The following is a 22,372-nucleotide window of genomic DNA, read 5'->3' as shown; positions in this document are numbered from 1 at the left end:
GGTGTGGAGCCCGCGGGTCGGCCGGCTGGGCCGGGCGCACGGTGAACCGGTGTGCTGTACACCGGAGTCCGCCCCGCCGGGGTCCTGGTGCGGGTGAGCCGGGTGAGATCGAACGGCCGGTACGGCGCGTCCCCGAGGGGCGCGGCGTACCGGCCGCCCAAATGTTCGGGGGGCCCGCCAGGGACCTGACCCTTCCGGATAGGCTGGTCGGATGACGCGAGCCGAGCAGCCAACGGTCGTGAGCCCCACCTCCGACGAACTAGCCGCAGACTCACGCGAGCGCGCCGTCCGAGCTTTGTTGCGTATCCCCCCGCTCCGGCGGTTGTGGAGCGCCCAGCTCGTCGGCAATATCGGCGACACCCTCGCCCTACTCGTGCTGCTGCTTCTTTCGTTGCAGGCGGCGGTCGCGCAGGAATCCTTCGGGGGCGGGTACCGCGGTGCCGCCTTCGCCGTAGCCGCCGTATTCGGCGCGCGGGCCCTTGCCACCTTGCTCTTCGGGGCCGTACTGCTCGGCCCGGTCGCCGCGCTCACGGCGCCGAACGGGCCGCTGGACCGCCGCTGGACCATGATCGGCGCGGACGGCCTGCGGGTCGCCCTGCTGATCATCGCCCCGCTGTGGGTCAACTGGACGCCGGCCAACGCGCCCGCCGCCCTGCTGGCCACGGTCTTCGTCGTGGGCGTCGCCGAGCGGTTCTGGACGGTCGCCAAGGAGAGCACCGCACCCGCGCTGCTGCCGAAGCCGCCGCCCGAGAGCGTCGCGGTGCGGGGTCTGCCCGACCATCTCGAAGCGCTGCGCAGGCTCTCGCTGCGTACCGCCTTCCTCGCGATTCCGGCGGCCGCCGCCGTACTGCTGGTCGCCACGCTGATCAGCAAGCTGCTCGGATCGGGCATCGACTGGTTTTCCCTGCACCAGGCCGCGCTCGGCTCCTACGCCGCTGCCGGTCTCTTCGCCGCGTCCGTTTCGACGCTGTACTTCCTCGAACTGCCCGACGGCCAGACGCCGCGCGCCCGTTCCCCGCTGGAGGGACTGCGCCGCCCCGCGGGCCCCAACGGCCCCGACAAGGGCCGCACGGGCAGCGTCCCGCTGCTGATCCTGGCGGCCGCAGCCGTCGCCGGAGCCATCGCTTCCGCCACGGCCGTCGCCGTACTGGACGCCATCGACCTGGACGGCGGGCCGGTCGCCTTCGCGCTGCTCGTCCTCGTCCTCATCGCGGGCACGGCCGCCGGTATCCGAACGGCCCCCAAGACCCTCCCGGGTCTCTCGCGCCGCAGGCTGCTCGCCCTGGCGATCACTCTGACCGGTGTGGCGCTGCTGGTGATGGGGCTCGTCCCGGACACCGCGACCGTCGTGCTGATCGCGGCACTCGCCGGCTGGTCGGCCGGTGTCGCGGCGCACACCGCGCACACGCTGGTCGACCAGGAGACCGAGGACAGCAGGCGGGCCCGGACCACCGGGCACCTGCAGGCGGTCGTGCGGGTCGCCGTCGCGCTCGGAGCGATCGTGGCACCGCTGGTCGCCGCCCTGATCGGGCCGCACCACCTCGGCAACGGCAGCTTCGTCTTCGCCCACGGCGGGGCCGCCTTCACGCTGATGCTCGTCGGTGCGCTGCTGCTGCCGGTGGGCGCTCTGGTCCTGGTCAAGGCGGACGACCGTACGGGCGTACCGCTGCGCCACGATCTGCGCGACGCCCTGCGCGGCGGCGCCGACCCTGTCCAGGCCCCCGCAGCGAACGGCTTCTTCCTCGCCCTCGAAGGGGGCGACGGGGCCGGCAAGTCCACCCAGGTCGAGGCGCTCGCGGAGTGGATCCGCGCCAAGGGCCACGAGGTCGTCGTCACCCGCGAACCGGGTGCGACACCGGTCGGCAAGCGGCTGCGTTCGATCCTGCTGGACGTGGCGTCGGCCGGTCTCTCCAACCGCGCGGAGGCGCTGCTGTACGCCGCGGACCGCGCCGAACACATCGACTCGGTCGTCCTGCCCGCCCTGGAGCGCGGCGCGATCGTCATCTCCGACCGCTACATCGACTCGTCGGTGGCCTACCAGGGCGCGGGCCGTGAGCTGGCGCCGACCGAGATCGGCCGTATCAACCGCTGGGCGACCGGTGGTCTCGTACCGCATCTGACGGTGCTGCTCGACGTCTCACCCGAGGCCGCGCGTGAGCGCTTCACGGAGGCGCCCGATCGGCTGGAGTCCGAGCCGGCCGAGTTCCACCAGCGGGTACGGGCCGGGTTCCTGACGCTGGCCGCCGCCGACCCCGGTCGCTACCTGGTGGTGGACGGGGCGCAGGAGCCGGACGCGATCACCACGGTCGTACGCCACCGTCTCGACCAGCTGCTGCCGCTCTCCGAAGCCGAGATCAAGGCTCAGGAGGAGGCGCGGAAGGCGGCCGAGGAGGAGGCCCGCAGGAAGGCCGAGGAGGAAGCGGCCCGCAAGGCGGAGGAGGAGCGGCTGGAGCGGGAGCGCCAGGCGCAGCTCGCCAAGCTCCGGGCCGAGGAGGAGGAGCGCAAGCGCCGCGAGCTCGAAGAGGCGCGGCGGCGCGAGGAGGAGCGCCAGGCCGAGGAGGCACGCCGTCAGGCCGAGGAGGCCAGGCGGCTCGCCGAGGAGGAGCGGCTCCGCCGCGAGGCCGAGGAGCAGGCACGGGAGCAGGAGCAGGAGCGGCTCCGCAAGCAGAAGGAAGAGCAGGAGCGGCTCCGCGCGGAGGCCGAGGAGCGCCGCAAGGAGAAGCAGCGCAAGGCGGAGCAGGCGCTGCTGCGGGCCGAGGAGGTCCGCAGGCAGGCCGAGGCGGAGGCCGCCGAGGCGGCACGGACGGCGGCGGCTTCGGCCGACAGCGGGCTGGCGGACGGCGGGCCGTACGGGGAGGGCTCCGGCGACGGGACCCCCGGCGACGGGACCACCGGCTACGCGACCACCGGCCACGCGACCACCGACAGCGGGACCACAGACGGTGGGAGCACCGGCCACGGGACCACCGACAACGAGACGACGGTCGAGACTCGTATGGTGGGCGCCAACGAGGTGACCCAGCCGGTCGAGGTGCGGCCCGCACCGTCGTCGTCCGACTCGGACGAGACCACGGTCATCCCGAAGTTCACGGATGAGCCGGGGGAGAGCGGGGCGTCCGGTACGTCCGGCTCTTCGGGCCACACGGGCAACTCGGGCCACACGGGGTCCTCGCGCGCCGAGCACTCCGGGCAGGCTTCGCCGTCGCAGGGCTCCGCACGTTCCGGCCGGTCGGCGGGTCCTTCGTGGGCCGCGCGGCTGTCCGATCCGGCGGAGCAGCCGGAGTCGTCGGGGCAGACGGAAGGGACGGGTTCCGGTTCGGGTTCCCGGTCCGGGGCTCAGGGCTCCACCGCGGACTCGGAGGAGACCACAGTTCTGCCGCAGGCCCAGCTGCGGGGAGCCACCCCCGCGGACCGGGTGCCTCCGGGGTACTTCCGGGACGAGCACCCCACGCAGACGCAGCAGACGCCTCCGGAGAACGCGAACGAGCGGACGCGTGAGCTGCCGCAGATCGATCCGGACCGCCCGCGCCGCCGCTCGGACTGGGCGGAGGAGACCCCGCTGGACGACCTGCCCACGCTGGCCGACGAACTGCTGGGCTCGGACCGTGAGGACGAGGACCACGACAACAAGGGCAGAGGCCAGGGCAAGGGCCGACGCTGAGGCAGGCACCCCCGCGGGCCCGGAGAACATCACCGTCCTCCGGGCCCGCGGTGCTGTGCTGCGCGGCCGGACACCGCACCCGCCGGACCGGGACGGACCGTGCTGTCAGACCCCTGCGCCACAATGGAGACCGCACGGCGCCGCACGCAGTACGGCGGAAGTGCACGGCAGGGCCGGACCGGCACACCAGGACCGCCGAGGGCGAAGCGAAGGCTGAAGCCCCGGCCGGCAGGAGAAGAGGGGGGCGACCACATGCCCGTATGGGACGACCTCGTCGGCCAGGAGCGCGTCCGGACGCAGCTCGCCGCCGCCGCCCGTGACGCCGACGCGCTCGTCACCGCGGGTGCCACGGACACCTCCGCCGACGGCACATCGAAGTCGACCATGACGCATGCCTGGCTGTTCACGGGACCGCCAGGCTCGGGCCGGTCCACCGCGGCCCGTGCCTTCGCCGCCGCCCTCCAGTGCGTCAGCCCCGACCGGGCGCTCGGTGGCGTCCCGGGCTGCGGTTTCTGCGAGGGCTGCCACACGGCCCTCGTCGGCACGCACGCGGATGTCGAGGTCGTCCGTACCGACCAGCTCTCCATCGGGGTGAAGGAGACACGGGAGCTTGTCCGCCGCGCCCAGCTCTCGCCTGCGGTCGGCCGCTGGCAGGTCATCGTCATGGAGGACGCGGACCGGCTCACCGAGGGCGCGGGGAACGTGCTGCTGAAGGCCGTCGAGGAGCCCGCTCCCCGTACGGTGTGGCTGCTCTGCGCGCCGTCGCTTGAGGATGTGCTGCCGACCATCCGCTCCCGGTGCCGCAATCTGACGCTCCGTACACCGCCTGTGGAGGCGGTGGCCGACATCCTCGTCAGACGGGACGGCATCGAACCGCAGGCCGCCATGGACGCGGCCCGCGCGACACAGGGCCACATCGGCAGGGCGCGCCGTCTCGCCACCGACGAGCGCGCCAGGGCCCGGCGCGCCGCTGTGCTCCGGATGCCGTTGCGGGTCGAGGAGATCGGCGGCTGTCTGAAGTCGGCCCAGGAGCTGATCGACGCGGCGGCCGAGGACGCCAAGGAGGTCGCGGAGGGCGCCGACACCAAGGAGACCGAGGACCTGAAGGCGGCGCTCGGCGCGTCGGCCGGGGGGCGGATGCCCCGGGGCACGGCCGGTGCGATGAAGGAGCTGGCCGACCGGCAGAAGCGCCGCTCGACCCGTACGCAGCGCGACACGCTCGACCTCGCGCTGACCGACCTGACCGGTTTCTACCGGGATGTCCTGGCGCTCCAGCTGCGCTCCAAGGTGGCCATCGCCAACGAGGACGTCAGGGACTCGCTGGACCGTATCGCCCTGAGCTCCAGCCCGGAGAGCACCCTGCGCCGGATAGAGGCCATCACCGCCTGCCGCCAGGCACTCGACCGTAACGTCGCACCGCTGCTGGCGGTCGAGGCGATGACGGTGTCCCTCCGGGCGGGGTGAAGAGCGGCGGCAGCGGCACCGAAGGCGGCCGCAGCAGCAGGACCGGCCCGGCACCAGGGTCATTGGACCGGCACCGGAGCCATCGGACCGGGCAGCAGGGTCACGGGTCCCGCATCACGGGCCCCGCATCACCGGTCCCGCACCGGAGTCACGGGCCCGGCAGCCGAGTCCGCGCCGGTTGACCGCTCACTCGTACGGGCCGGAAAAGAGGGCCTGGGGCCGGGGCCGGACTACGCTCCGGGAATGGACTTCAGGCGTCTGCTCTCCACCCCCGTCACCGTGCTGGCCCTGGCCGGACTGCTTGTTTCGGGCTGCTCGTCCGGCGGCTCGGCCCCCGCCACATCGCAGGCCGGCGCCTCGGCGTCCCAGCAGGTCGGGACATCGGAGTCCGCGCCTGCGGCGGATCTGGGCAAGTACTACGGCCAGAAACTGACCTGGCGTTCCTGCGGCGCCCCGGGGTTCCAGTGCTCCTCGATGAAGGTGCCGCTCGACTACGCGAAGCCGTCCGACGGCGACATCAAGCTCGCCGTCTCCCGCAAGAAGGCCACCGGCCCCGGAAAGCGGATCGGCTCCCTGCTGGTCAACCCGGGCGGCCCCGGAGGCTCGGCGATCGACTACCTCCAGGGGTACGCGGGCATCGGCTACCCCGCGGCGGTCCGCGCCCGCTACGACATGGTGGCCATGGACCCGCGCGGAGTCGCCCGCAGCCAGCCCGTCGAATGCCTTACGGGCAAGCAGATGGACGCGTACACGGAGGTCGACCAGACCCCGGACAACGCGGCGGAGACCAAGAAGCTCACCGCGTCGCTCAAGGAATTCGCGCAGGGCTGCGAGAAGCACTCGGCGAAGATCCTCCCGCATGTCTCCACGGTCGACGCCGCCCGGGACATGGACGTGCTGCGCGGAATCCTCGGGGACAAGAAGCTGAACTACGTGGGCGCCTCGTACGGCACCTTCCTCGGCGCGACGTACGCGGGCCTCTACCCCTCCCGGGTGGGCCGGCTGGTCCTGGACGGCGCGATGGACCCGGCGCTGACGTCGCTGCAGATGAACCGCGACCAGACCGCGGGCTTCGAGACCGCCTTCAAGTCCTTCGCGGCGGACTGCATCAAGCACAAGGACTGCCCACTCGGCACCAAGTCCACCGCCGACGCCTCACACCGGCTCGAAGCCTTCTTCTCCCGCCTGGACGCCAAGCCGGTCCCCACCGGCCAGAGCCGCAAGCTGACCGAGTCGCTCGCCACGACCGGCGTGATCTCGGCCATGTACGACCAGACGTCCTGGCCCCAGCTGCGCACCGCGCTCACCCGCGCGATGGCCGGCGACGGCGCCGGACTGCTCACCCTGTCCGACTCGTACTACGAGCGCGACAGCAAGGGCAAGTACGCGAACCTGATGTACGCCAACGCCGCGGTGAACTGCCTGGACCTGCCCCCCGCCTTCAAGAACCCCGCAGCCGTCACCAAGGCCCTGCCGTCCTTCGAGAAGGCGTCCCCGGTCTTCGGCAGGGGCTTCGCCTGGGCGGCCCTGAACTGCTCCTACTGGCCGCTCCACGCCACCGGCACCGCCCACCGCATCACGGCGAAGGGCGCGGCCCCGATCGTGGTGGTCGGCACGACCCGCGACCCGGCCACCCCGTACAAGTGGGCGAAGGCCCTGGCCGCCCAGCTGTCCTCCGGCACACTGCTCACCTATGACGGCGACGGCCACACCGCCTACGGCCGCGGCAGCGACTGCATCGACACGGCGATCAACAGGTACCTCCTGGACGGCACCCCGCCGAAGAACGGCAAGAAATGCTCCTGACCTGCACAGAGAGGCCCAGCTCAGGCGTGTTCCGAGCACCCCGGGAAACTGTGTAGACTTGGCGTCGCTGCTGACCGCACCATGGTCAGGACGGCGTGCCGCCTTAGCTCAGTTGGCCAGAGCAACGCACTCGTAATGCGTAGGTCTCGGGTTCGAATCCCGAAGGCGGCCCGGAATGACCCCAGGACTCACTCGCCGTGACCTGGGGTTTTTTCATGTCTGCGCCTCCGGCACCAGATGGCCCGACCGGTGTGGGTCGTAGGAGGCCGGGGGGAGCGCGAGGGGAGCGCATTGGGACAGGCGGCGGACAACGGACCGTTTTCCTGGTTGCGCGTGGTGCGCGCCGCAGGGGCTCGGCGGCGTGATCCTGCGACGCCTACAGGTGCCCTCCCGGCGGCCCCGGAGGGCACCTGCCCAGATGGCTGAGGCGTGGAGCGGTCCGGGCGTTCTTGTTGGGTTGTCGCATCCTGACGAGAAGGGGGCCAATTAGGCTGAAGACGTGCAGGATATCCAGCAGAGGCGGACTTCAAGACTGCAGCGGCTCTGACTGCAGCGGACGTCAGTGACGACGCCGAGATTCCAGTCGGCGTGCTGGCCGAACTCGCCGACGTCAGTGAGACGGTAGCCGAACGCGGCGGATGGAGCATCTGTCCGTGCGGCGCACAGCACGACCAGAGCGAAGTCGACGCGGGTGTGCCCACACCCCTGCGAGCCGATGCCGCGTTTGCCCGCCGCTGGAGGGGCCGCAAGGCGGCGTCTTCAAAAGATCTTGTCAAGGTGGCGCGGTAGCTGCGCATGATGCCTTGGTGGAACATCTCCCTGTCGACGTGCGCGCTTCGCTCCGGCTCTTCGCTTTCTACTTGGCGAACGGCACCCTCGACCTGGACCTGCTCGATGGGTTCGACTATCGCTCGACCGTTTTTCACTCCGGCTCCTCGTTGGAACAGGTCTTCGCGGTCTATAGCAATGTGCTGCAAGTCGACGCCGACGGCATGGTGCTGAACGACGGAGAGGCGCAGTACCGGGTCGCGCAGTGGGTTCGAGTGTGCTGCGACCCGAGCTATCGGGTCGAGCCGCCCTTCGAGGACTGGGAGACGGAACTCCATCTCTGATGACCCGCCCCGCTCACCGACCGTCGGAACATCACGCCCACATCAGGAGCGACGCGAGAGTGACGGCCGCCTGGAAGGACTCCGCGGTCTTGTCGTAACGAATAGCGATGCCGCGCCACTGCTTCAGCCGATTGAAGCAGCGTTCCACTACGTTGCGCTGCCTGTAGCGGCACGGTCTTGGGCAGGCCGGTGGAGCCGGAGGTGGTGAGCAGCGGGCCGGCCCTCGGCGGGGATCAGGGGTTGGCGCAGGCTGTGCCGGCCTGCATGGGACAGCCCTTGGCTAGTGGCTGAGCTTTGCGAACCGGCGCAGGGCCAGCGGGAAGAACACCGCCAGCAGGGCCAGTGGCCATAGCACGGAGGCCCAGACGTGGCCGGATTCGCCGCCGACGCTGCCGGTCAGGTCCCGTACCGCCGTAGCGGTCCGGGACATGGGATTCCACTGGACCGCCGTGCCCAGCCAGTCCGGCATGGACTCGGGAGTCGCGATCGCGTTGGACAGGAAACCCACCGGCCAGACCAGGATCTGCACGGCTTGCACGAGTTCTGGTTTCCCGGCCACCAGCGCCAGATGGATACCGATCCACAGCATCGCGAACCGGAACAGCAGCAGCAGCCCCACGGCGCCCAGGAATGTGCTCGCTGTCGTGTGGGGCCGCCAGCCGATCGTGTACCCGATTCCGATCATCACGGCGAGGCTCAGCGCCGACTGCAGCATGTCCGCCGCCGAACGGCCCACCAGAACAGCGCCGTTGGCCATCGGCATGGAGCGGAAGCGGTCGATCACGCCCTTGTTGAGGTCCTGAGTGACCGCGATCACCGTGCTCTCCAGGCCGAAAGCCATGGTCAGCGCGAGTGTTCCGGGCACCAGGTAGTCGATGTAGTCGCCGCCGACGTCCCGGCCGCCGCCGATCAGATAGCCGAACATCAGCAGGATCATCACGGGGAAGACCACACCGACGGCCACCTGAACCGGCTGCCGTCCCCAGTGGGCGAGTTCCCGCCCGGTCATGGTCCAGGAGTCGCTCAGGGCGTGGGCGAGGCCGCCGCCGTCACGTACCAGGTTCGTTCCGCTCGCCGCGCTCATACCGCCTCCTTGGCCTGCGTCACGTCCGCCACCGACTCGTCGGAGTGCCCCGTCAGCCGCAGGAACACCTCGTCCAGGGTGGGCCTGCGCAGCGCGACGTCCTCAGCCTCGATGTCCGCCGTCTCCAGGGCCCGCACGACCTGGGTGAGTGCGCTCATCCGGTCTGCGACCGGAGCGCTGAACAGCCGGCGATCGACGTCCACCGAGACGTCCTCGGCGGGGAACGGCAGCAGGGCCACCGCGGCGTCCAGCTGCCCGGCGTCGCGCAGTACGACGTCGATGCGGTCCCCGCCGGTGCGGGCCTTCAACTCGTCGGCGGTGCCGTCGGCGATGACCCGCCCCCGGTCGACCACCGAGATGCGGTCGGCCAACTGGTCTGCCTCCTCCAGGTACTGGGTGGTCAGCAGTACGGTGGTGCCGCCGCCGACCAGGGAGCGCACCGAGGCCCACACCTCGGCTCGGCTGCGTGGGTCGAGTCCGGTGGTCGGCTCGTCCAGGAACAGCACCTCCGGCTCGGTGATCAGCGAAGCGGCGAGGTCGAGCCGCCGCCGCATACCGCCGCTGTACCGTTTGACCTGCTTGCTGCCGGTGTCCGTGAGGCTGAAGCGCTCCAGCAGTTCGTCGGCGCGGGCGCGGGCGCGTCGAGCGCCGAGGTGGTAGAGCCGACCGAACATCTCCAGGTTCTGCCGACCGCCGAGTTCCTCGTCGAGCGCGGCGTGCTGGCCGAGCAGACCGGTGCGTGCGCGCACACGGCCGGCCTGCTTCAGGACGTCGTACCCAGCCACCTCCACACGGCCCGAGTCCGGCCGCAGCAGGGTGGTCAGTACCCGTACCGCGGTGGTCTTGCCCGCACCGTTCGGACCGAGCAATCCATGCACGGTGCCGCGTCCCACCCGAAGGTCCAGCCCGTCCAGGGCGGCCTTCTTGCCGTATCGCTTGCGTACGCCTTCGACGACGATCCCGTCGGCCATGCGTCTCCTTCGACTCCATAGTCAAACTTGACTACTGCTCGTCGAACGGAGTAAACGCCCCTTCGGCGAGTTAGTCAAACTTGATTAGAGTGCGCCACGGTACGGGCCTGCCACCAGGCAGAAACCAACCCTCACCATGCGCCCCCGGGGTGCAGATCTCTCGTCGCGTAGGGGTTTCGCTCCCCCTCCGCGAGCACCGCGTGCACCCCCGCGAACGGCTCGCCCTCATCGGCTGAATGGATCCACAGGTTCATGATCTCGCCGATGTGCCCGAGCTGGCCCGGGCCGCCCTGGAGCGTGTAGTACGCGGTGACCGCCTTGTGCCACACCCTTCCCCGTCACTTGGTACTCGGTGCGGGGCGGGCCGCTGGCCGTGGACGGTGCGCTCTCGTGCGCGTGCAGCAGTCCCTGTTTCTCCATCTGCTTCAGAGCGTGGTAGATCGAACCCGGTTTGGCGTTGGACCACTCGTGCGCGCCCCAGTACTCCAGGTCGTTGCCTACCTGGTAGCCGTGGGCCCGCCCGTGCCGACGCACCGCGCCCAGAACGAGGAGACGGATTGCTGACATGCGTTCCAGGTTATGGCGCCGGCGGCGCACGACTGCGGCGGAGGGCGGGTGGACGCCGGGTCCGCGGCACCGGACCGCATCAACGCTCACGGTCTCGTCTTGCGCAGGTCTCGGGTTCGAATCCCGAAGGCGGCCCTGTAAAAGCCCCAGGACTCACTCGCCGTGACCTGGGGCTTTTGCTTTTGGAAGGGCGCGGGTCTCGCTGTCGCTCAGGAGGACGCGGGGACCCGCAGGGCGTTCCAGGAGGTGGCGCCCGGCCAGCCGTCCGCGTCGGGGCCCGTGTAACCGAGCCTGCGCTGCCACTTGGCGTATGAGGCCCGGTCCGCGTCGGTCCACTGGGGTCCCGGGCCGGAGCTGTAGGCGGAGCAGCCCTCGGCCACCAGGCGTCTGCCCATCGCGGTGACGACGGCCGACTTCGGCTTCTTCCTGAACCAGTCGGCGCCCGGGAACGGCTGGTAGGCGGCGCCCGAGTGGCCCGGGGCCGGGGTGCCGGTGGATGCGCCGGTGGCGAGCCGGGAGCCGATCCGGGTGCGCAGGGAGGCCATGGTGAAGCCGACCGGGTCGATCTTGGTGCTGGTCCACTCCTTGTGGCCGATGACGGAGGCGGCGTGCCAGCCGTGGGCGCGGCAGAGCGCGGCGGACGCCCTGGTGATCGCGGTGAGCTGGGCCTCGGGCCAGGGGTCCCGGCCGTTGCCGAGGTTCTCGCACTCGAAGCCGTAGAAGTGCGTGTTGCCGTCGGTGTTCTGCTGGTTGGGGGCGGGCAGCTTGCTCCTCTCGGCGACGGTGGCGGTCAGTACGTCGGCGTCGCCGAGGCCCGCGTGGTTGGCGCGGCCGTTGCCGACCAGGTGGACGGTGCCGTCCTTGGCGATGACGCCGTGGCAGAGCGGGCCGGGCAGGTCGGAGCGGCCGTTGTAGCAGAGGGCCACGGTGGCGGCGGTGCCCGAGGTGACGGTGTGGTGGATCATCACACCGTTCACCGGGCCCCAGGCGCCCTTGGAGTTGCGGTTGTGGGTGCGCCAGCCGGGGTGCTCGACGACGGTGACGCCTTCCTTCTTCAGGGCCGCGACGAGAGCGTCGGCGGAGAGAGGGATGGCCATGGGGATTCCTCCGGAGGGGGTGGGGCGGAGTGGGTGGGGCGTTTGTCGGGCGGTGTGCGTTGGAGGGTGCGCGGGGGGCCACCGTCGTCCCGGAGGACGGCGGCGGCCCGCGGCGGTAAGGACCCCGGCGGCGGCCGGTCAGCGGGGCAGGACCTCCCACAGGGTGAGGGCAGCGACCGCGACACCGGTGACGGCGCCGATGCTGGCCAGCGGCCAGCGGGCGCGCTCCAGGGCGTCGAGACGGGCTTCGTGGTCGGCGAGTTGCCGGTCGGTCTGGTCGCTGCGCTGCACCAGCAGGGCAAGGGAGCCGTCGGCGCGGGCGAACCCCGCCTCCATGGTCCCTCGGAGCCGCTCCAGTTCCCGGGCGATGGCGACCGGGTCGTTCGCGTCAGTCGGATACATGCGCGGCCGGGGCGGAACTGGAGGCCCCGGTGTCCGGAGTCCCGGGTGACGGAGGGCTGTCGGGCGCGGTCAGCCACGCCGGGAGCAGGGACTGTACGGCGGGAACGGCCATCGCGCGGGACAGCAGGCCGGAGACGGCGAGAGCCGCTCCCACCCACGGCAACGAGCGGGGCAGGGTCCCGCTGTCGACGAGGGCGGGGAGTGCGAGGGCGATCCCCGCGGCGGTCTGGATGACCGTGCGCAGGACGCGGATGGTGGTTGGGGTCATGCGAGCGCCTTTCGCGCGGTGGGGCAGCCGGGGAGCGGGCCCCGGCCAGGCAGGGCGGCAGGACCAAGCCGCTGGGGGCGGTGGGGCCCAGCCGGTGGGGGCGGTGGGGCCCAGCCCGTGGGGCCCTGCCGGGCCGGGCCCCACGGTGAGCGCCCTGCCGGGCTGGGCCCACGGTGGAGCGCCCGGCCCGGCAGGGGGCGAGGCCGGCTGGTGTGGGGTCAGCTGGTGTACGGGACCTTCAGGGCGTTCCAGGAAGTGGCGCCCGGCCAGCCGTCCGCGTCGGAACCGGTGTAGCCGAGCTTCTGCTGCCACTTGGTGTACGAGGCCCGGTCGGCCTCGCTCCACTGCGGGCCGGGGCCGTCGGCGTACGCGGAGCAGCCCTCGGCGACCAGCCGGCCGCCCATCGCGGCCACGATCGTCGAGCGGGGTGCCGATGTGAAGAAGGGCTGGCCGGGGAAGGGCTGGTAGTGCACGGCGCTCGCGCCCGGCGCGCCCGCGAGCAGGGCGGCCACCCGGGTACGCATCGACGCCATGCTGAAGCCCTTCGGGTCGATCTTCTGGCTGGTCCACTCCAGATGGCCGATGACCGATGGGGCATGCCAGCCGTGCGCACGGCAGATCGCGGCGGACACCCGGGCGATGCCTTCGAGCTGCGCCTCGGGCCACGGGTCGGAGCCGTCCCCGAGGTTGATGCACTCGAAGCCGTAGAAGCGGGCGTTGCCGTCCGTGTCGTCCTTGTGGGGGGCGGGCAGCGCGGTCTCGTTGACGACGGCGGTCAGTACGTCGCCGTCGCCGAGCCCGGCGTGGTTGGCGCGGCCGTTGCCGACGAGGTGGACGGTGCCGTTCTTGTCGATGACGCCGTGGCACAGCGGGCCCGGCAGGTCGGAGTCGCCGTCGTAGCAGTAGGCGACGGAGCTGTCGGTGCCCGAGGTGACGGTGTGGTGGACGATGACGCCGTTGACGGGGCCCCATGCTCCCTTCGTATTGCGGTTGTGGGTGCGCCAGTCGCCGTACTCGACGACGTGGACACCTTCGGCGGTCAGGGCGCTGACCAGGGTGTCTGCGGTGAGTGGGATGGCCATGGTGGCGGCTCCTCGGGGTGCGGGGTGTGAGATGGGCGGTGCGGGGTGTGGGATCGGGCGGGGCCTGCGGTACGGACGGTCGGCGGGGCCCGGGTACCGGACGAGCCCGGCGTACGCCCGGTCAGGAGACTGCGGCCCAGATGGCGTTGGCGTCCGCGACGATGGTGGACGGGGTGAACGAGGTGGGCAGCGAGGTCTGTCCGGTGGCGGCGAGCCGCGCATGCCGGACGAACTTGCCGGGCATCCGTGCGCTGCCGCCAGGGTTGTTGCCGACACTGGCGCCCACCATGAAGGCGGGACCGTTGGTCTTCGGGTCGGGCCCGTTGACCAGGAGCGCCACCCAGTAATTGCCCGCGGTGGCGACGTACGGTGTCGTCAGCTTGAGGACGGCGGTGGTACCCGGGGTCTGGCCGATCAGTTTGTCGAGGGTGCCGGTGACACCGACCCGGCTGCCCGAGCTGTTGTACAGACCGGCGTACGAGGTGGCGGCGAGGGTGCCGCCCGCGTAACCGGGCACGTAGAAGACGACGTTGGTGAGGGTCGCGCCGGTCGTCAGCGGTACGCCGACCAGATAGACGGTGCCGTTGATGCAGTACTGCGGGTTGGTCACGGAGGACGTCGCCGGGTCGAACGCCCAGGACTTGAAGCCGAGGGCGGCCGGCGTCCAGGTCCCGGACGAGGCCACCGTGTCCACGTACGAGCGGCGCACCAGCTGGTCGCCACCGACCGGGTCGGCGGTGACCGTGGGGACGGTGGAGAACGTCTTGGCGCCCGCGACCGTCTGGTCACCGGTGAGCAGGACGGCCTGGTCGGCGCGGACGGCGGAGAGGTCGGCGGCGGTCAGGGCGACCGTGCCGGTCTGTCCGTTGACGGAGAGGACGGGCGCCGTGCCGAGCCCCATGTACCGGGCGTCGCCGGTGGCCTCGGTGAGCGCGCCCAGGTCGGCGGCGGCCAGCGTGACGGTGCCGGTCCTGCCGTTGACGGAGGTGACGCCTTCGCCGGTGCCGGCCGGCAGTTGGGCCAGCGGTACCTGGCCGGCTGCGTCGAGCTGGGCGACCCCGCCGGCCTGCCCGGCTGCCGACGTGGCGAGGGCGCCGACCTCGGTGGCGGTCAGGATGATGTCCGCCTCGGCGTGCCCGTTGACCGAGCGGACCGGGCCGGCCGGTCCCGCGGGCCCCGGCTCGCCCTGCGGTCCGGCGGGGCCGGGCACGGAGACGTACTGGGTCCCGGCCGGGTCGGCGGGGGCGATGTCGGCGAGGTCGACTTCGGGGACGGTGGCCGAGAGGGCGATGTGGTACGTACGGGTCCGGCCGACCCCGTTGAGCCGCTCGGTGACGGTGTACGTCCAGCCGAACGGGTTCCAGCCCTCGGCGTCGGTGGCCGGAAGCACCACATCGATACGGCCCTCGGAGTCGAGAGCCGCGGTGGCCGGGCCGCCGACGAACAGATCGGCCTCGGAGTGGGTGAGCAGAGCCGGTGGCTGGAACTCGACGGTGCCGCTGAGCGGGTGGCCGTCGAGGGAGAGGTACTGGGCGGTGAGCCGGACGGTGGGGATGGATTCGGGCAGCACGGAGACTCCGGTATGTCGGGTGTGGGCGTTGGGAGTTGGACATTGGGGGGTACGGGGTGGGGGGGCGTCGGCCCCGTACGGGACCGGGCGGTGGTGGGGCGCCCGCCCCGTACGGGAACCGACGGCGCGGTGCGGGTGCGGGTGTGGGAGCGGTGCGGGTCTCGGTGTCGTACGGGACCGGACGACGGTCAGGGTGCGGGTGATGTACGGCCGCATCCCGGTGTCGTACGCAGCCGACGCCACCAGGTCCGCCCCCGGGCAGACCCGGATGAACCCGGACGGACCCGGGCTGGGACGGGGCTAGGACTGCACCCCGTACAGCCCGCGCGGCAGGCAGGCGACCGTGCCGCCGGTGGCCGGGGCCTTGGCCTGGATCTCGAAGGACAGCGCGTCGCCGAACGACGCGGGAAGGTCCTCCACCAGGGTCACGGTCAGAGCCACCGTCTGTCCGGCGGCCCCGGTGAGGGTTTGTTCGTCGCCGACCGGCTCACCGTTGACCAGCAGCCGGACGGCCGCACCCGCGGCCCCCGAGACGGCGATCACGCAGTACACCTTGGGGTGCTGGGCGAAGCCGGGGCCCGCATAGAGCGTGGTCCAGTCGGTGGCGGTGGTGGACTCCCAGCCCGCGGCGCCCACCGGGACCGGTGTCGGGAACGGCAGATAGGGGCGGGCCAGGCCGCCCCGCGCCGAGTCGGTGGCCAGGACCGTCTGGCCCTTGTGGTCGAGGATGCGCAGCGCCTGCACCGGCGAGTTCACCGGGTCGGCCGTGACCAGGGAGAGTGCCAACGAGCCGTCGTCGCGCCGGAGTTCGAGGCCCTGCTGGTAACGCTGAGTCTCACTGTCGCGGTCCGGCTGCACCCGGCCGGCCAGCAGCAGGTCCTCGCCCAGCGAGGTCCGGACACGGAGACGGCCCTGGTCGCCGACCACGATGTCGCCGTTGCCGACCTGGTTCATCGGCGGACTGCTGTTGGCGCTCGCCATCAGCCCGCGGATACGGCGCTCGATGTCCCGGATACGGTCCAGGAGATCGGTGGGGATGGTGGCCATGTCTCACACCCCTTCCAGATAGAGGGTCGCCGTCTCGGCCTTGGTGCGCTGCGGCGGCTCCACCGCGATCCCGACGATCCGGTACCGCTCGTCCTGCGGTTCCTGGTGCCACAGGTCCCGCAGCCGCAGCCGGATTCCCGCGCCCAGCAGCGCCGGGCTGATCCGGCCGTCAAGACGCACGGTGATCTCCGGGATCACCTCGGGCATGCGCTGACGGGCCAGTTCGGCCTGGGCCAGCGAGCGCAGGGTGGCCGTGTCGGTGACCCCGCTGTGGTCCGACGTGGACTCCAGCCGCGGCCAGCCGTCCGCCAGGTCGCCGGGCGACTCGACGGACACGGTGAGCGGCTGGGACTCCTCCGACTGGTCCGTGTTGGGCGAGTCGCCGCGCGCCACCCACACATCGGCCTGCACCGTCGAGTCGGCCGGCAGGCTGTACGTGATGACCTGGCCCGGGTGGTCGAGGACGATGTCGGACGCGCTGCTGGTGATGGCCGGATGGCCGAGCTGGAGCCGCTTGGCGCGCCGGCCCTCGGCGTCCCGGTAGCAGTGCACCCGCCACTCGAAGCCGTCGGCGAGCTGCGCCTGCTGGTCCAGGAGTTCACGGATCCGGGTGAGCGAGGAGTAGGCGAAGGCGCAGTCCCGCGCCACCCCTGACATCTCGTGCCCGAGCTGGATGCCGATGTCCCCGCCCTGCTGGTCCTGGGCGTGGGCCACCAGCATCCGGGCGATCTCGAACTGGTCAAGACCCGTGTACGAGAGAGGGAACGCGAGGATGCGGTGGTCCAGGTACGAGTCGAAGGTGCCGGCCTGGAACTCCACCTGGACCCGGCCGCGTTCGTCGGACGACGGGGTGCACGTCCACAGCACCCCGCCCCACCAGATGTCTCCGTCACGCTCCAGCCACACCGCGGTCCTGCCGGGCACCAGCGCGGCGCGGGCCCGGCCCGCCAGTGCGGCGTCCGGCAGCGGGACCGTCGCCGACAGCGACCCCGACTTGCCGATGTAGTCGTCGAACTTGGTCTCCGTCAGCGGCAGTACGTCCAGCACCCGGTCGGTGCGCAGATCGCAGAAGACCGCACGGTAGACGGGGGTGAGCGGGGTGTACGCCGTACGGGGCGAACTTGTCACGCCGCCCTCCTCAGAGCATCGGGTCGACGCGGACGAACCGGTTGTCGAACCAGTGGTTGTTGGTCGTGGCGCTGGAGGAGTATGCCGAGACGGCCGCGTACTGGGCGCCCGCCGAGAGCCCGCTGACCTGGAAGACGGTGGTCACCGACTGGCTGCCACGCCCGGTGTCGATGGCGGAGCGGGTCTCGTCGGCGCCCAGACCGGTGACCAGGACGCCTTCCTTGCGGATGTTCGCGGACATCCGGCCCCAGCCGCCCTCGATGGACGGCTGGCCCTGGAAACCCACGGTGACCAGTACCTTCCCGGACACCGGGGCGGTGAAGGTGGCGGTGATCGTCGGCCCGGTGGTCCCGGTCACCGTCTCGGACCAGGTGGTGGTCTTGCAGTAGCCGCCGTCGGTGTTGTACGCGAACACCGGGCTGGGCAGGGCGAGCATCCAGGCGGTGCCGCTCCAGCGCTCCAGACGGCCGTTGTTGTCCCGGTACTGGCCGACGTAACCGCCGGTGGCGAGCTGCCCGGTCGGGGCGATCCCGCCGGTCTGGCCCGGGTAGCTCACCCACTGCGAGCCGTCCCAGCGCTGGAGCTGGCTGCCGGTGTCGCGGTACTGGCCCGGGTAGCTGCCCGCCTCGGCGGTGTTCCCGTACAGCGGCAGGATGCCCCCGACGGCGACGGTGCTGGTGCGCAGATTGGCCACGGCGCCGGCCCAGGCGAGGCCACCGGTGCCGACCGACGCGCCGGCCGGGACCTGCACGGTCGCCAGCGGCAGGGCGGCGTCGGGCGCCACCGGGGCCTGCGGGGTGCCGGCCGGGGCGCCCTGGATGATCTCCAGGACGGCCTCGGTGCGGCCGGTGTTGTCGTACTGGGCGTCGTAGATCCGCAGCACCACGAGGTCGATGCGCGGGTTGTTGGCGTCACCGTCGGCGAAGACCACGGTGGTGTAGTCGGTGAGGACGACCGGGTACGCACCGGCCGCCGCGGAGCCCTGGACGACGGCCCGGCCGGGGGCGACGGTCGCGGTCATGCCCGCGGTGGAGCTGAAGACGTAGAACGCGGACATCAGGGACTTGCCGTCGGGCGAGCCCGGGATGATGCCGCCGCGGCTGGTGAGTCCGCTCGTCGGGGTCATGGTGCCGGTCGGGGCGAGCCGGGTGTCGGCACGGGACTGGCCGGACTCGGCGTCGGTGCGGTTGACGAGCCATGCGCTGCGTACGGGCATGAGGTCCTCCTGTGAGGGGGCTGCGGATAACAGGAACGTGAATGGAAAGCGGGAACGGAAAGCGGGAACGGAAAGCGGAAACGGAAAGCGGGAACGGAAAGCGGGGACGGGAACGGGAGTGCGGTACCGGCGGGAATGCGGGAGAAGGGGGCGCGGTCCGGTCACCAGTGCCCGTCGCGCCAGCGGACGGTGACGGACGCGGCCGGGGACGGGGTCGTGTCGTCCGAGCGGAACGCCAGGTCGGTGGTGCCGGGCTCCAGCTGGAACAGCTGCTCGGGCGAGGAGTCCGGGGTGGCGGTGTAGATACGGGACGCGGTGTCGTTGAGCAGCACCGTGCCCGTCTCGGTGTTCACGGTGAGGACGTCCCCGGCGCCGAGCGCCAGGTCGTACTGGAGCTGGCGTCCGTCGGAGAGCCGGGTCAGCGACGGCCGCTGTACGGGCCCGCGGAACTCCACGACGGGCCGTACGGAGGCGCCGCCTGCGTTGGCCGCGGCGATCGATCCGGCGGCGCCGGCCGCGCCCCAGTCCAGGGGCCACCGCAGACCGGAGCCCGCAGTGTCGTCCCAGGCCAGACCGGATTCGCCGACCGGCAGCCCGGTCACCGCCTCGTGCAGCACGGTCCCGTAGCGGCGCGGGTCGGTGGCCGTCCACTGGAGGCTGACCTTGGCGAACCCCTGCAGGGCGTACGAGCGGTCCTGCGGGACGACCCGGCGGCTGACCCGGGCGCGGACCGCCAGGGTCTCGCCCAGCAGGCGTACGGCGAGCCAGCGTTCCTGGCCGTCGGGGCCGGTCGCGGAGCGGAACGCGGTGGCGGTGGCGAGCGGGTCGGTGCCGGCCGGGGGCGCCAGCCAGACGGTGGCGCCGATCAGCCGGGGCTGGGCCCAGCGGTCGCCGGGCCAGGCGCCGTGCTGGTCGGGCCGGAGCACGTCACCGAGGTCAAGCTCGGGCAGGTCGTCCCAGCCCGTGATGCCGGTGCGGTCCACCGGGTAGGCCGTGCCGGTGCCCATGAGGAGTCCGCCCCACTGGATCTGCCCGTCGAGGGTGATCAGGGAGCCGGGGGCGGTGTCGTCGGTGAGTGCGGCGGTGGGCGGGAGGGTGGAGACGGTATCGGCCATGTCGGGCCGTCACCTCACTTCGGGGTGGGGTACGGGGGGTACGGGCAGGTACGGCGCAGGGCGGTACGGATGTGCGGCTCGGGGCAGGGAGGTGTCCCGGGCGGTACGGATGTGCGGCTCGGGGATACGGAGGCGTCCCGGCAGGCCGAAGCGGCGCGCGGCGGGGCGCCGGGCGGGGCAGGCCGTAGCGAGCCGCGAGGTACCGGCGGGGGCCGGATCGCAGGGGGTGTCAGGCCGCGGTGCGGTGCAGGAAGAGCAGATCGTCCGCGATGGTCAGCGGGCTGCTGCCCTCGCGCTCCTCGTACACCCGGACCCCGGGGCGGCCGGCGAAGAAGGCGGGCCCGGTGGTGGCGGACGCGCCGGACGGCGCGGGGAGGAAGCGGCCGAGCGAGAAGAGCGGCTGCACGGCGGAGGCGCCCGGCACGGCGGCCGGGAGGACGACGCCGCCTTCGGCGAGCTGCGGGATCTTCGACAGGTGCACGCCGAACTTCTTGCCGAAGAAGCTGAAGCTCAGATGGTTGAGCCCGTCGATGATCCAGTTGGCGAAGGCGATCAGGCCCTTCACGGGCCCGGTGATCACCCCGGCGACGGTCTGGATACCGGTGGAGAGGAAGTTCCCCATCCCGTGCAGCGACTTCGACATGGCGTCGCGTACCCGGGTGAAGGCCGAAGGGAGCGTCCTGGTCAGCCAGTTCATGGTGGGCTGGATGGCTCCCTTGAAGCCGTTCCAGGCGCCCTTGACGATCGAGGTGACGGCGCGGGTCGCGGTGGAGATCGCGCTTCCGGCGCCCTGGAACCCCGAACCGATCGCGGCGCCCAGGGCCTTGAGGACGGAGCCGACGGTCTTCCGTACACCGTCGAACACCGCGGAGACGGTCTTCGCCCAGCCTTGGATGACCGGCGCCATGAACGCCCAGGCGGCCTTGAAGCCGTCGAGCGCGGCCTGGAAGACCTGCTGGATGATCTTCTGGCCGGTCTCGGAGTTCACCGCGTAGTCGACGAGATAGGCGACCAGCGGGGTGACGATCCCGAGGATGAAGCCCAACGGGTTCGCCTTCATGGCTGTGTTGACGGCGGTCATGGCGATCGAACCGAGCGTCATCGCGGTCCCGAAGAGGGTCATGAACTTGGTGACCTTCGGGGTGTAACTGCCGAGCAGGTCCGTCACGGACCCGAAGACCCCGGCCCCGGCGGCGAGGGCCCCGAGCACTCCGAGCGGGCCCCGGACCTTCGTGGCTCCTGCGCGGATGCGGGTGGCGGCGGTGGTGGCGGAGCGTCCGACCCTGCGCACCGCGGTGGCGGCCTGCGTCGTTGCCGTACGGAGACGGCGCACCGCCGGTGCGGCGGTGTCTGCCCGGGTCGTCATCGTGCGGACGGGGGCCTGAACTCCGACGAGTCCGCGCCGCATGGTCTGGACGGCTGTGCCTGTCTGGAGGGCCACGGTCCGGAAGGTGTTCAGGAAGGCTGCGGGGCGGGCCCCGCCGGAGGTGGGATCCCGCCGGACGCTGGTCGTCCGCGTGCCCTTCATCCCCGCGCCTTGGAGAGGAACAGCAGGGCGGTGGCGGTGTCCTGGAGGCTGCTGCTGGTCGCCTCGTAGTACTGCTCGATGTAGAAGCCGCCGTCGCTCGCGGCGGCGCCGGTGCCGGTCTGGCCGGCGCGGGTGGTGTGGCCGAGCAGCCTGCTCAGTTTGGAGAGCGGCAGGACGGCCTCGGCCTCACCGGCCTCGGCGACGATGGTGTGCACGCCGCCGTTCTGCGGCTGGACGATGCCGCCCTGGGCGAGGCGGGGGATGGTCGGCAGATGGATGCCGAAGGACTTCCCGCCGACGACCGGCACCCAGCCGGGTACGGAGACCCGGATGCCGTTGAGCTTGCCGATGGCCGAGTTGATCAGGCCGATGACGGCGTTGATCGGGCCGGTGACAGCACCCTTGATGGCGCCGAAGGCACTGCTCGCGATGGACTTGAGACCGTTCCAGGCGCTGGACAGCTTGCTCCTGACGGCGGTGAAGGCCGCCGGCACGACGCTCTTGATCCAGTTGACCACCGGCGAGATGACGGACTTGATGCCGTTCCAGACCGCGGTGACGACCTTCTTCACGGCGTTCATGGCCGTGGTGATGATGGACTTCCAGAGATTGAAGTAGGTCTTGATGACGGTCGCGACCGCCTTGACGACCACCGAGACCGCCGTCTTGATCCCGTTCCACACCTTCTTCATCAGCGCCCCGGCGGCCTGCATGACCGGGCCGACGGCCTTCATCACGCTGGTGATGACACTCTTGATGACGCTGAAGGCGGTATTGAGGATCTTCTGCATGGTCTTGGACTGCATCGCCATGTCCACGATCTTGGCGATCAGCGGGGCCAGCAGCGCCATGAGGACGCCGATGAGGTTTCCCTTCATCGACTTGTTGAGCCCTTGCATGCCCTTGTCGGCCTTGGCCGCACCGGTCTGGAACTTGCCTATGCCGGCTCCGCCGGTCTGCCCGGACTTGCCGGCCTTGGTGACGGACTTCTCCGCCTTGTCGGCTGCCAGTTGGAGCGACTTCAGCTCCTTGGCGGACTGCTGGGACGAGGACTTGATGCTGTTGATACCGCTGTTAGTGCTCTGTGCGCTCTGCTTCAGGCCGGTCGCCGACCGGCTGGCCTGGTCGAGGTTGGTCTTGAAGCCGCGGAGGCTGTCGGAGGCCTTCTTGAGTGTGGCTGTGAACGCCATTCCATGTCCGATCGTTCATCGGCCTGTTCAGCCGACCGGCTGGCGGCCGGAGGGTGGGTGAGGG

At 71.4% G+C, this 22,372-nt stretch carries 17 protein-coding genes, 1 tRNA gene and 2 pseudogenes; 5 read left to right on the top strand and 15 right to left on the bottom strand.

What is annotated here, in order from left to right:
• Nucleotides 1-211: 211 nt before the first annotated feature.
• From tmk to ACWGKJ_RS09350, 5 genes are all read left to right on the top strand, one after another.
• On the top strand, nucleotides 212-3,661 hold the full coding sequence (tmk, locus tag ACWGKJ_RS09370; protein ID WP_385024376.1) for a dTMP kinase: 3,450 nt from the start codon (nucleotides 212-214) through the stop codon (nucleotides 3,659-3,661).
• 252 nt (nucleotides 3,662-3,913) lie between these two features.
• Complete coding sequence (locus tag ACWGKJ_RS09365; protein ID WP_385024378.1) at nucleotides 3,914-5,125, top strand: DNA polymerase III subunit delta'; 1,212 nt, start codon at nucleotides 3,914-3,916, stop codon at nucleotides 5,123-5,125.
• A 243-nt stretch (nucleotides 5,126-5,368) separates the two neighbouring features.
• Nucleotides 5,369-6,931 carry an alpha/beta hydrolase gene (locus tag ACWGKJ_RS09360; protein ID WP_385024380.1) on the top strand — a complete coding sequence of 521 codons (1,563 nt, stop codon included), beginning with the start codon at nucleotides 5,369-5,371 and terminating at the stop codon, nucleotides 6,929-6,931.
• A 97-nt stretch (nucleotides 6,932-7,028) separates the two neighbouring features.
• A tRNA-Thr gene (locus ACWGKJ_RS09355) sits at nucleotides 7,029-7,102 on the top strand.
• A 635-nt stretch (nucleotides 7,103-7,737) separates the two neighbouring features.
• Nucleotides 7,738-8,043: a DUF7677 family protein gene (locus tag ACWGKJ_RS09350; RefSeq protein WP_385024382.1), complete on the top strand. Its 306-nt coding sequence runs from the start codon at nucleotides 7,738-7,740 to the stop codon at nucleotides 8,041-8,043.
• A 31-nt stretch (nucleotides 8,044-8,074) separates the two neighbouring features.
• Here the strand turns inward: ACWGKJ_RS09350 and ACWGKJ_RS09345 are convergent.
• The 15 genes and pseudogenes from ACWGKJ_RS09345 to ACWGKJ_RS09275 form a co-directional block, all read right to left on the bottom strand.
• Nucleotides 8,075-8,236 (bottom strand): annotated as a pseudogene (locus ACWGKJ_RS09345) (transposase); the annotation flags it as partial.
• Nucleotides 8,237-8,323: 87 nt separating this feature from the next.
• Complete coding sequence (locus ACWGKJ_RS09340; protein WP_385024384.1) at nucleotides 8,324-9,127, bottom strand: ABC transporter permease; 804 nt, start codon at nucleotides 9,125-9,127, stop codon at nucleotides 8,324-8,326.
• Nucleotides 9,124-10,098, bottom strand: coding sequence for an ATP-binding cassette domain-containing protein (locus ACWGKJ_RS09335; protein ID WP_385024386.1), 975 nt, complete (start codon nucleotides 10,096-10,098; stop codon nucleotides 9,124-9,126). The genes ACWGKJ_RS09340 and ACWGKJ_RS09335 overlap by 4 nt, the downstream gene beginning before the upstream one ends.
• 131 nt (nucleotides 10,099-10,229) lie before the next feature.
• Nucleotides 10,230-10,665: pseudogene (locus ACWGKJ_RS09330) on the bottom strand (PadR family transcriptional regulator).
• Nucleotides 10,666-10,874: 209 nt separating this feature from the next.
• A complete protein-coding gene (locus ACWGKJ_RS09325; RefSeq protein ID WP_385024388.1) occupies nucleotides 10,875-11,762 on the bottom strand; it encodes a peptidoglycan-binding protein in 888 nt (295 codons plus the stop codon).
• A 138-nt stretch (nucleotides 11,763-11,900) separates the two neighbouring features.
• A complete protein-coding gene (locus ACWGKJ_RS09320) occupies nucleotides 11,901-12,164 on the bottom strand; it encodes a hypothetical protein (protein ID WP_385024390.1) in 264 nt (87 codons plus the stop codon).
• Nucleotides 12,151-12,432, bottom strand: a complete 282-nt coding sequence (locus ACWGKJ_RS09315; protein WP_385024392.1) for a hypothetical protein — start codon at nucleotides 12,430-12,432, stop codon at nucleotides 12,151-12,153. The genes ACWGKJ_RS09320 and ACWGKJ_RS09315 overlap by 14 nt, the downstream gene beginning before the upstream one ends.
• Nucleotides 12,433-12,650: 218 nt before the next feature.
• Nucleotides 12,651-13,514: a peptidoglycan-binding protein gene (locus tag ACWGKJ_RS09310; protein WP_385024394.1), complete on the bottom strand. Its 864-nt coding sequence runs from the start codon at nucleotides 13,512-13,514 to the stop codon at nucleotides 12,651-12,653.
• A 121-nt stretch (nucleotides 13,515-13,635) separates the two neighbouring features.
• Nucleotides 13,636-15,084 (bottom strand): AsmA family protein, encoded by a 1,449-nt coding sequence (locus ACWGKJ_RS09305; protein ID WP_385024396.1) that lies wholly within the window; start codon nucleotides 15,082-15,084, stop codon nucleotides 13,636-13,638.
• A 300-nt stretch (nucleotides 15,085-15,384) separates the two neighbouring features.
• Nucleotides 15,385-16,131, bottom strand: coding sequence for a hypothetical protein (locus ACWGKJ_RS09300; protein WP_385024398.1), 747 nt, complete (start codon nucleotides 16,129-16,131; stop codon nucleotides 15,385-15,387).
• Nucleotides 16,132-16,134: 3 nt separating this feature from the next.
• Complete coding sequence (locus ACWGKJ_RS09295) at nucleotides 16,135-17,259, bottom strand: hypothetical protein (protein ID WP_385024400.1); 1,125 nt, start codon at nucleotides 17,257-17,259, stop codon at nucleotides 16,135-16,137.
• Between the two features lie 10 nt (nucleotides 17,260-17,269).
• Nucleotides 17,270-18,475, bottom strand: coding sequence for a hypothetical protein (locus ACWGKJ_RS09290; RefSeq protein WP_385024402.1), 1,206 nt, complete (start codon nucleotides 18,473-18,475; stop codon nucleotides 17,270-17,272).
• A 161-nt stretch (nucleotides 18,476-18,636) separates the two neighbouring features.
• Nucleotides 18,637-19,590, bottom strand: a complete 954-nt coding sequence (locus tag ACWGKJ_RS09285) for a phage distal tail protein (RefSeq protein WP_385024404.1) — start codon at nucleotides 19,588-19,590, stop codon at nucleotides 18,637-18,639.
• Nucleotides 19,591-19,819: 229 nt separating this feature from the next.
• On the bottom strand, nucleotides 19,820-21,031 hold the full coding sequence (locus tag ACWGKJ_RS09280) for a hypothetical protein (RefSeq protein ID WP_385024406.1): 1,212 nt from the start codon (nucleotides 21,029-21,031) through the stop codon (nucleotides 19,820-19,822).
• Between the two features lie 83 nt (nucleotides 21,032-21,114).
• Nucleotides 21,115-22,308: a phage tail protein gene (locus tag ACWGKJ_RS09275; RefSeq protein WP_385024408.1), complete on the bottom strand. Its 1,194-nt coding sequence runs from the start codon at nucleotides 22,306-22,308 to the stop codon at nucleotides 21,115-21,117.
• Nucleotides 22,309-22,372 lie beyond the last annotated feature (64 nt).

Source organism: Streptomyces sp. NPDC054757 (assembly GCF_053612185.1).
The sequence above is the reverse complement of the archived record's forward strand: the minus strand, read 5'-3'. Positions and strand labels throughout refer to the sequence as shown.

What these genes read in the sequence shown, in the direction of transcription:
- tmk (WP_385024376.1), top strand. Translation starts at nt 212, where the DNA reads ATGACGCGAGCCGAGCAGCCAACGGTCGTGAGCCCCACCTCCGACGAA.
- ACWGKJ_RS09365 (WP_385024378.1), top strand. Translation starts at nt 3,914, where the DNA reads ATGCCCGTATGGGACGACCTCGTCGGCCAGGAGCGCGTCCGGACGCAG.
- ACWGKJ_RS09360 (WP_385024380.1), top strand. Translation starts at nt 5,369, where the DNA reads ATGGACTTCAGGCGTCTGCTCTCCACCCCCGTCACCGTGCTGGCCCTG.
- ACWGKJ_RS09340 (WP_385024384.1), bottom strand. Translation starts at nt 9,127, where the DNA reads ATGAGCGCGGCGAGCGGAACGAACCTGGTACGTGACGGCGGCGGCCTC.
- ACWGKJ_RS09335 (WP_385024386.1), bottom strand. Translation starts at nt 10,098, where the DNA reads ATGGCCGACGGGATCGTCGTCGAAGGCGTACGCAAGCGATACGGCAAG.
- ACWGKJ_RS09325 (WP_385024388.1), bottom strand. Translation starts at nt 11,762, where the DNA reads ATGGCCATCCCTCTCTCCGCCGACGCTCTCGTCGCGGCCCTGAAGAAG.
- ACWGKJ_RS09320 (WP_385024390.1), bottom strand. Translation starts at nt 12,164, where the DNA reads ATGTATCCGACTGACGCGAACGACCCGGTCGCCATCGCCCGGGAACTG.
- ACWGKJ_RS09315 (WP_385024392.1), bottom strand. Translation starts at nt 12,432, where the DNA reads ATGACCCCAACCACCATCCGCGTCCTGCGCACGGTCATCCAGACCGCC.
- ACWGKJ_RS09310 (WP_385024394.1), bottom strand. Translation starts at nt 13,514, where the DNA reads ATGGCCATCCCACTCACCGCAGACACCCTGGTCAGCGCCCTGACCGCC.
- ACWGKJ_RS09300 (WP_385024398.1), bottom strand. Translation starts at nt 16,131, where the DNA reads ATGGCCACCATCCCCACCGATCTCCTGGACCGTATCCGGGACATCGAG.
- ACWGKJ_RS09290 (WP_385024402.1), bottom strand. Translation starts at nt 18,475, where the DNA reads ATGCCCGTACGCAGCGCATGGCTCGTCAACCGCACCGACGCCGAGTCC.
- ACWGKJ_RS09285 (WP_385024404.1), bottom strand. Translation starts at nt 19,590, where the DNA reads ATGGCCGATACCGTCTCCACCCTCCCGCCCACCGCCGCACTCACCGAC.
- ACWGKJ_RS09275 (WP_385024408.1), bottom strand. Translation starts at nt 22,308, where the DNA reads ATGGCGTTCACAGCCACACTCAAGAAGGCCTCCGACAGCCTCCGCGGC.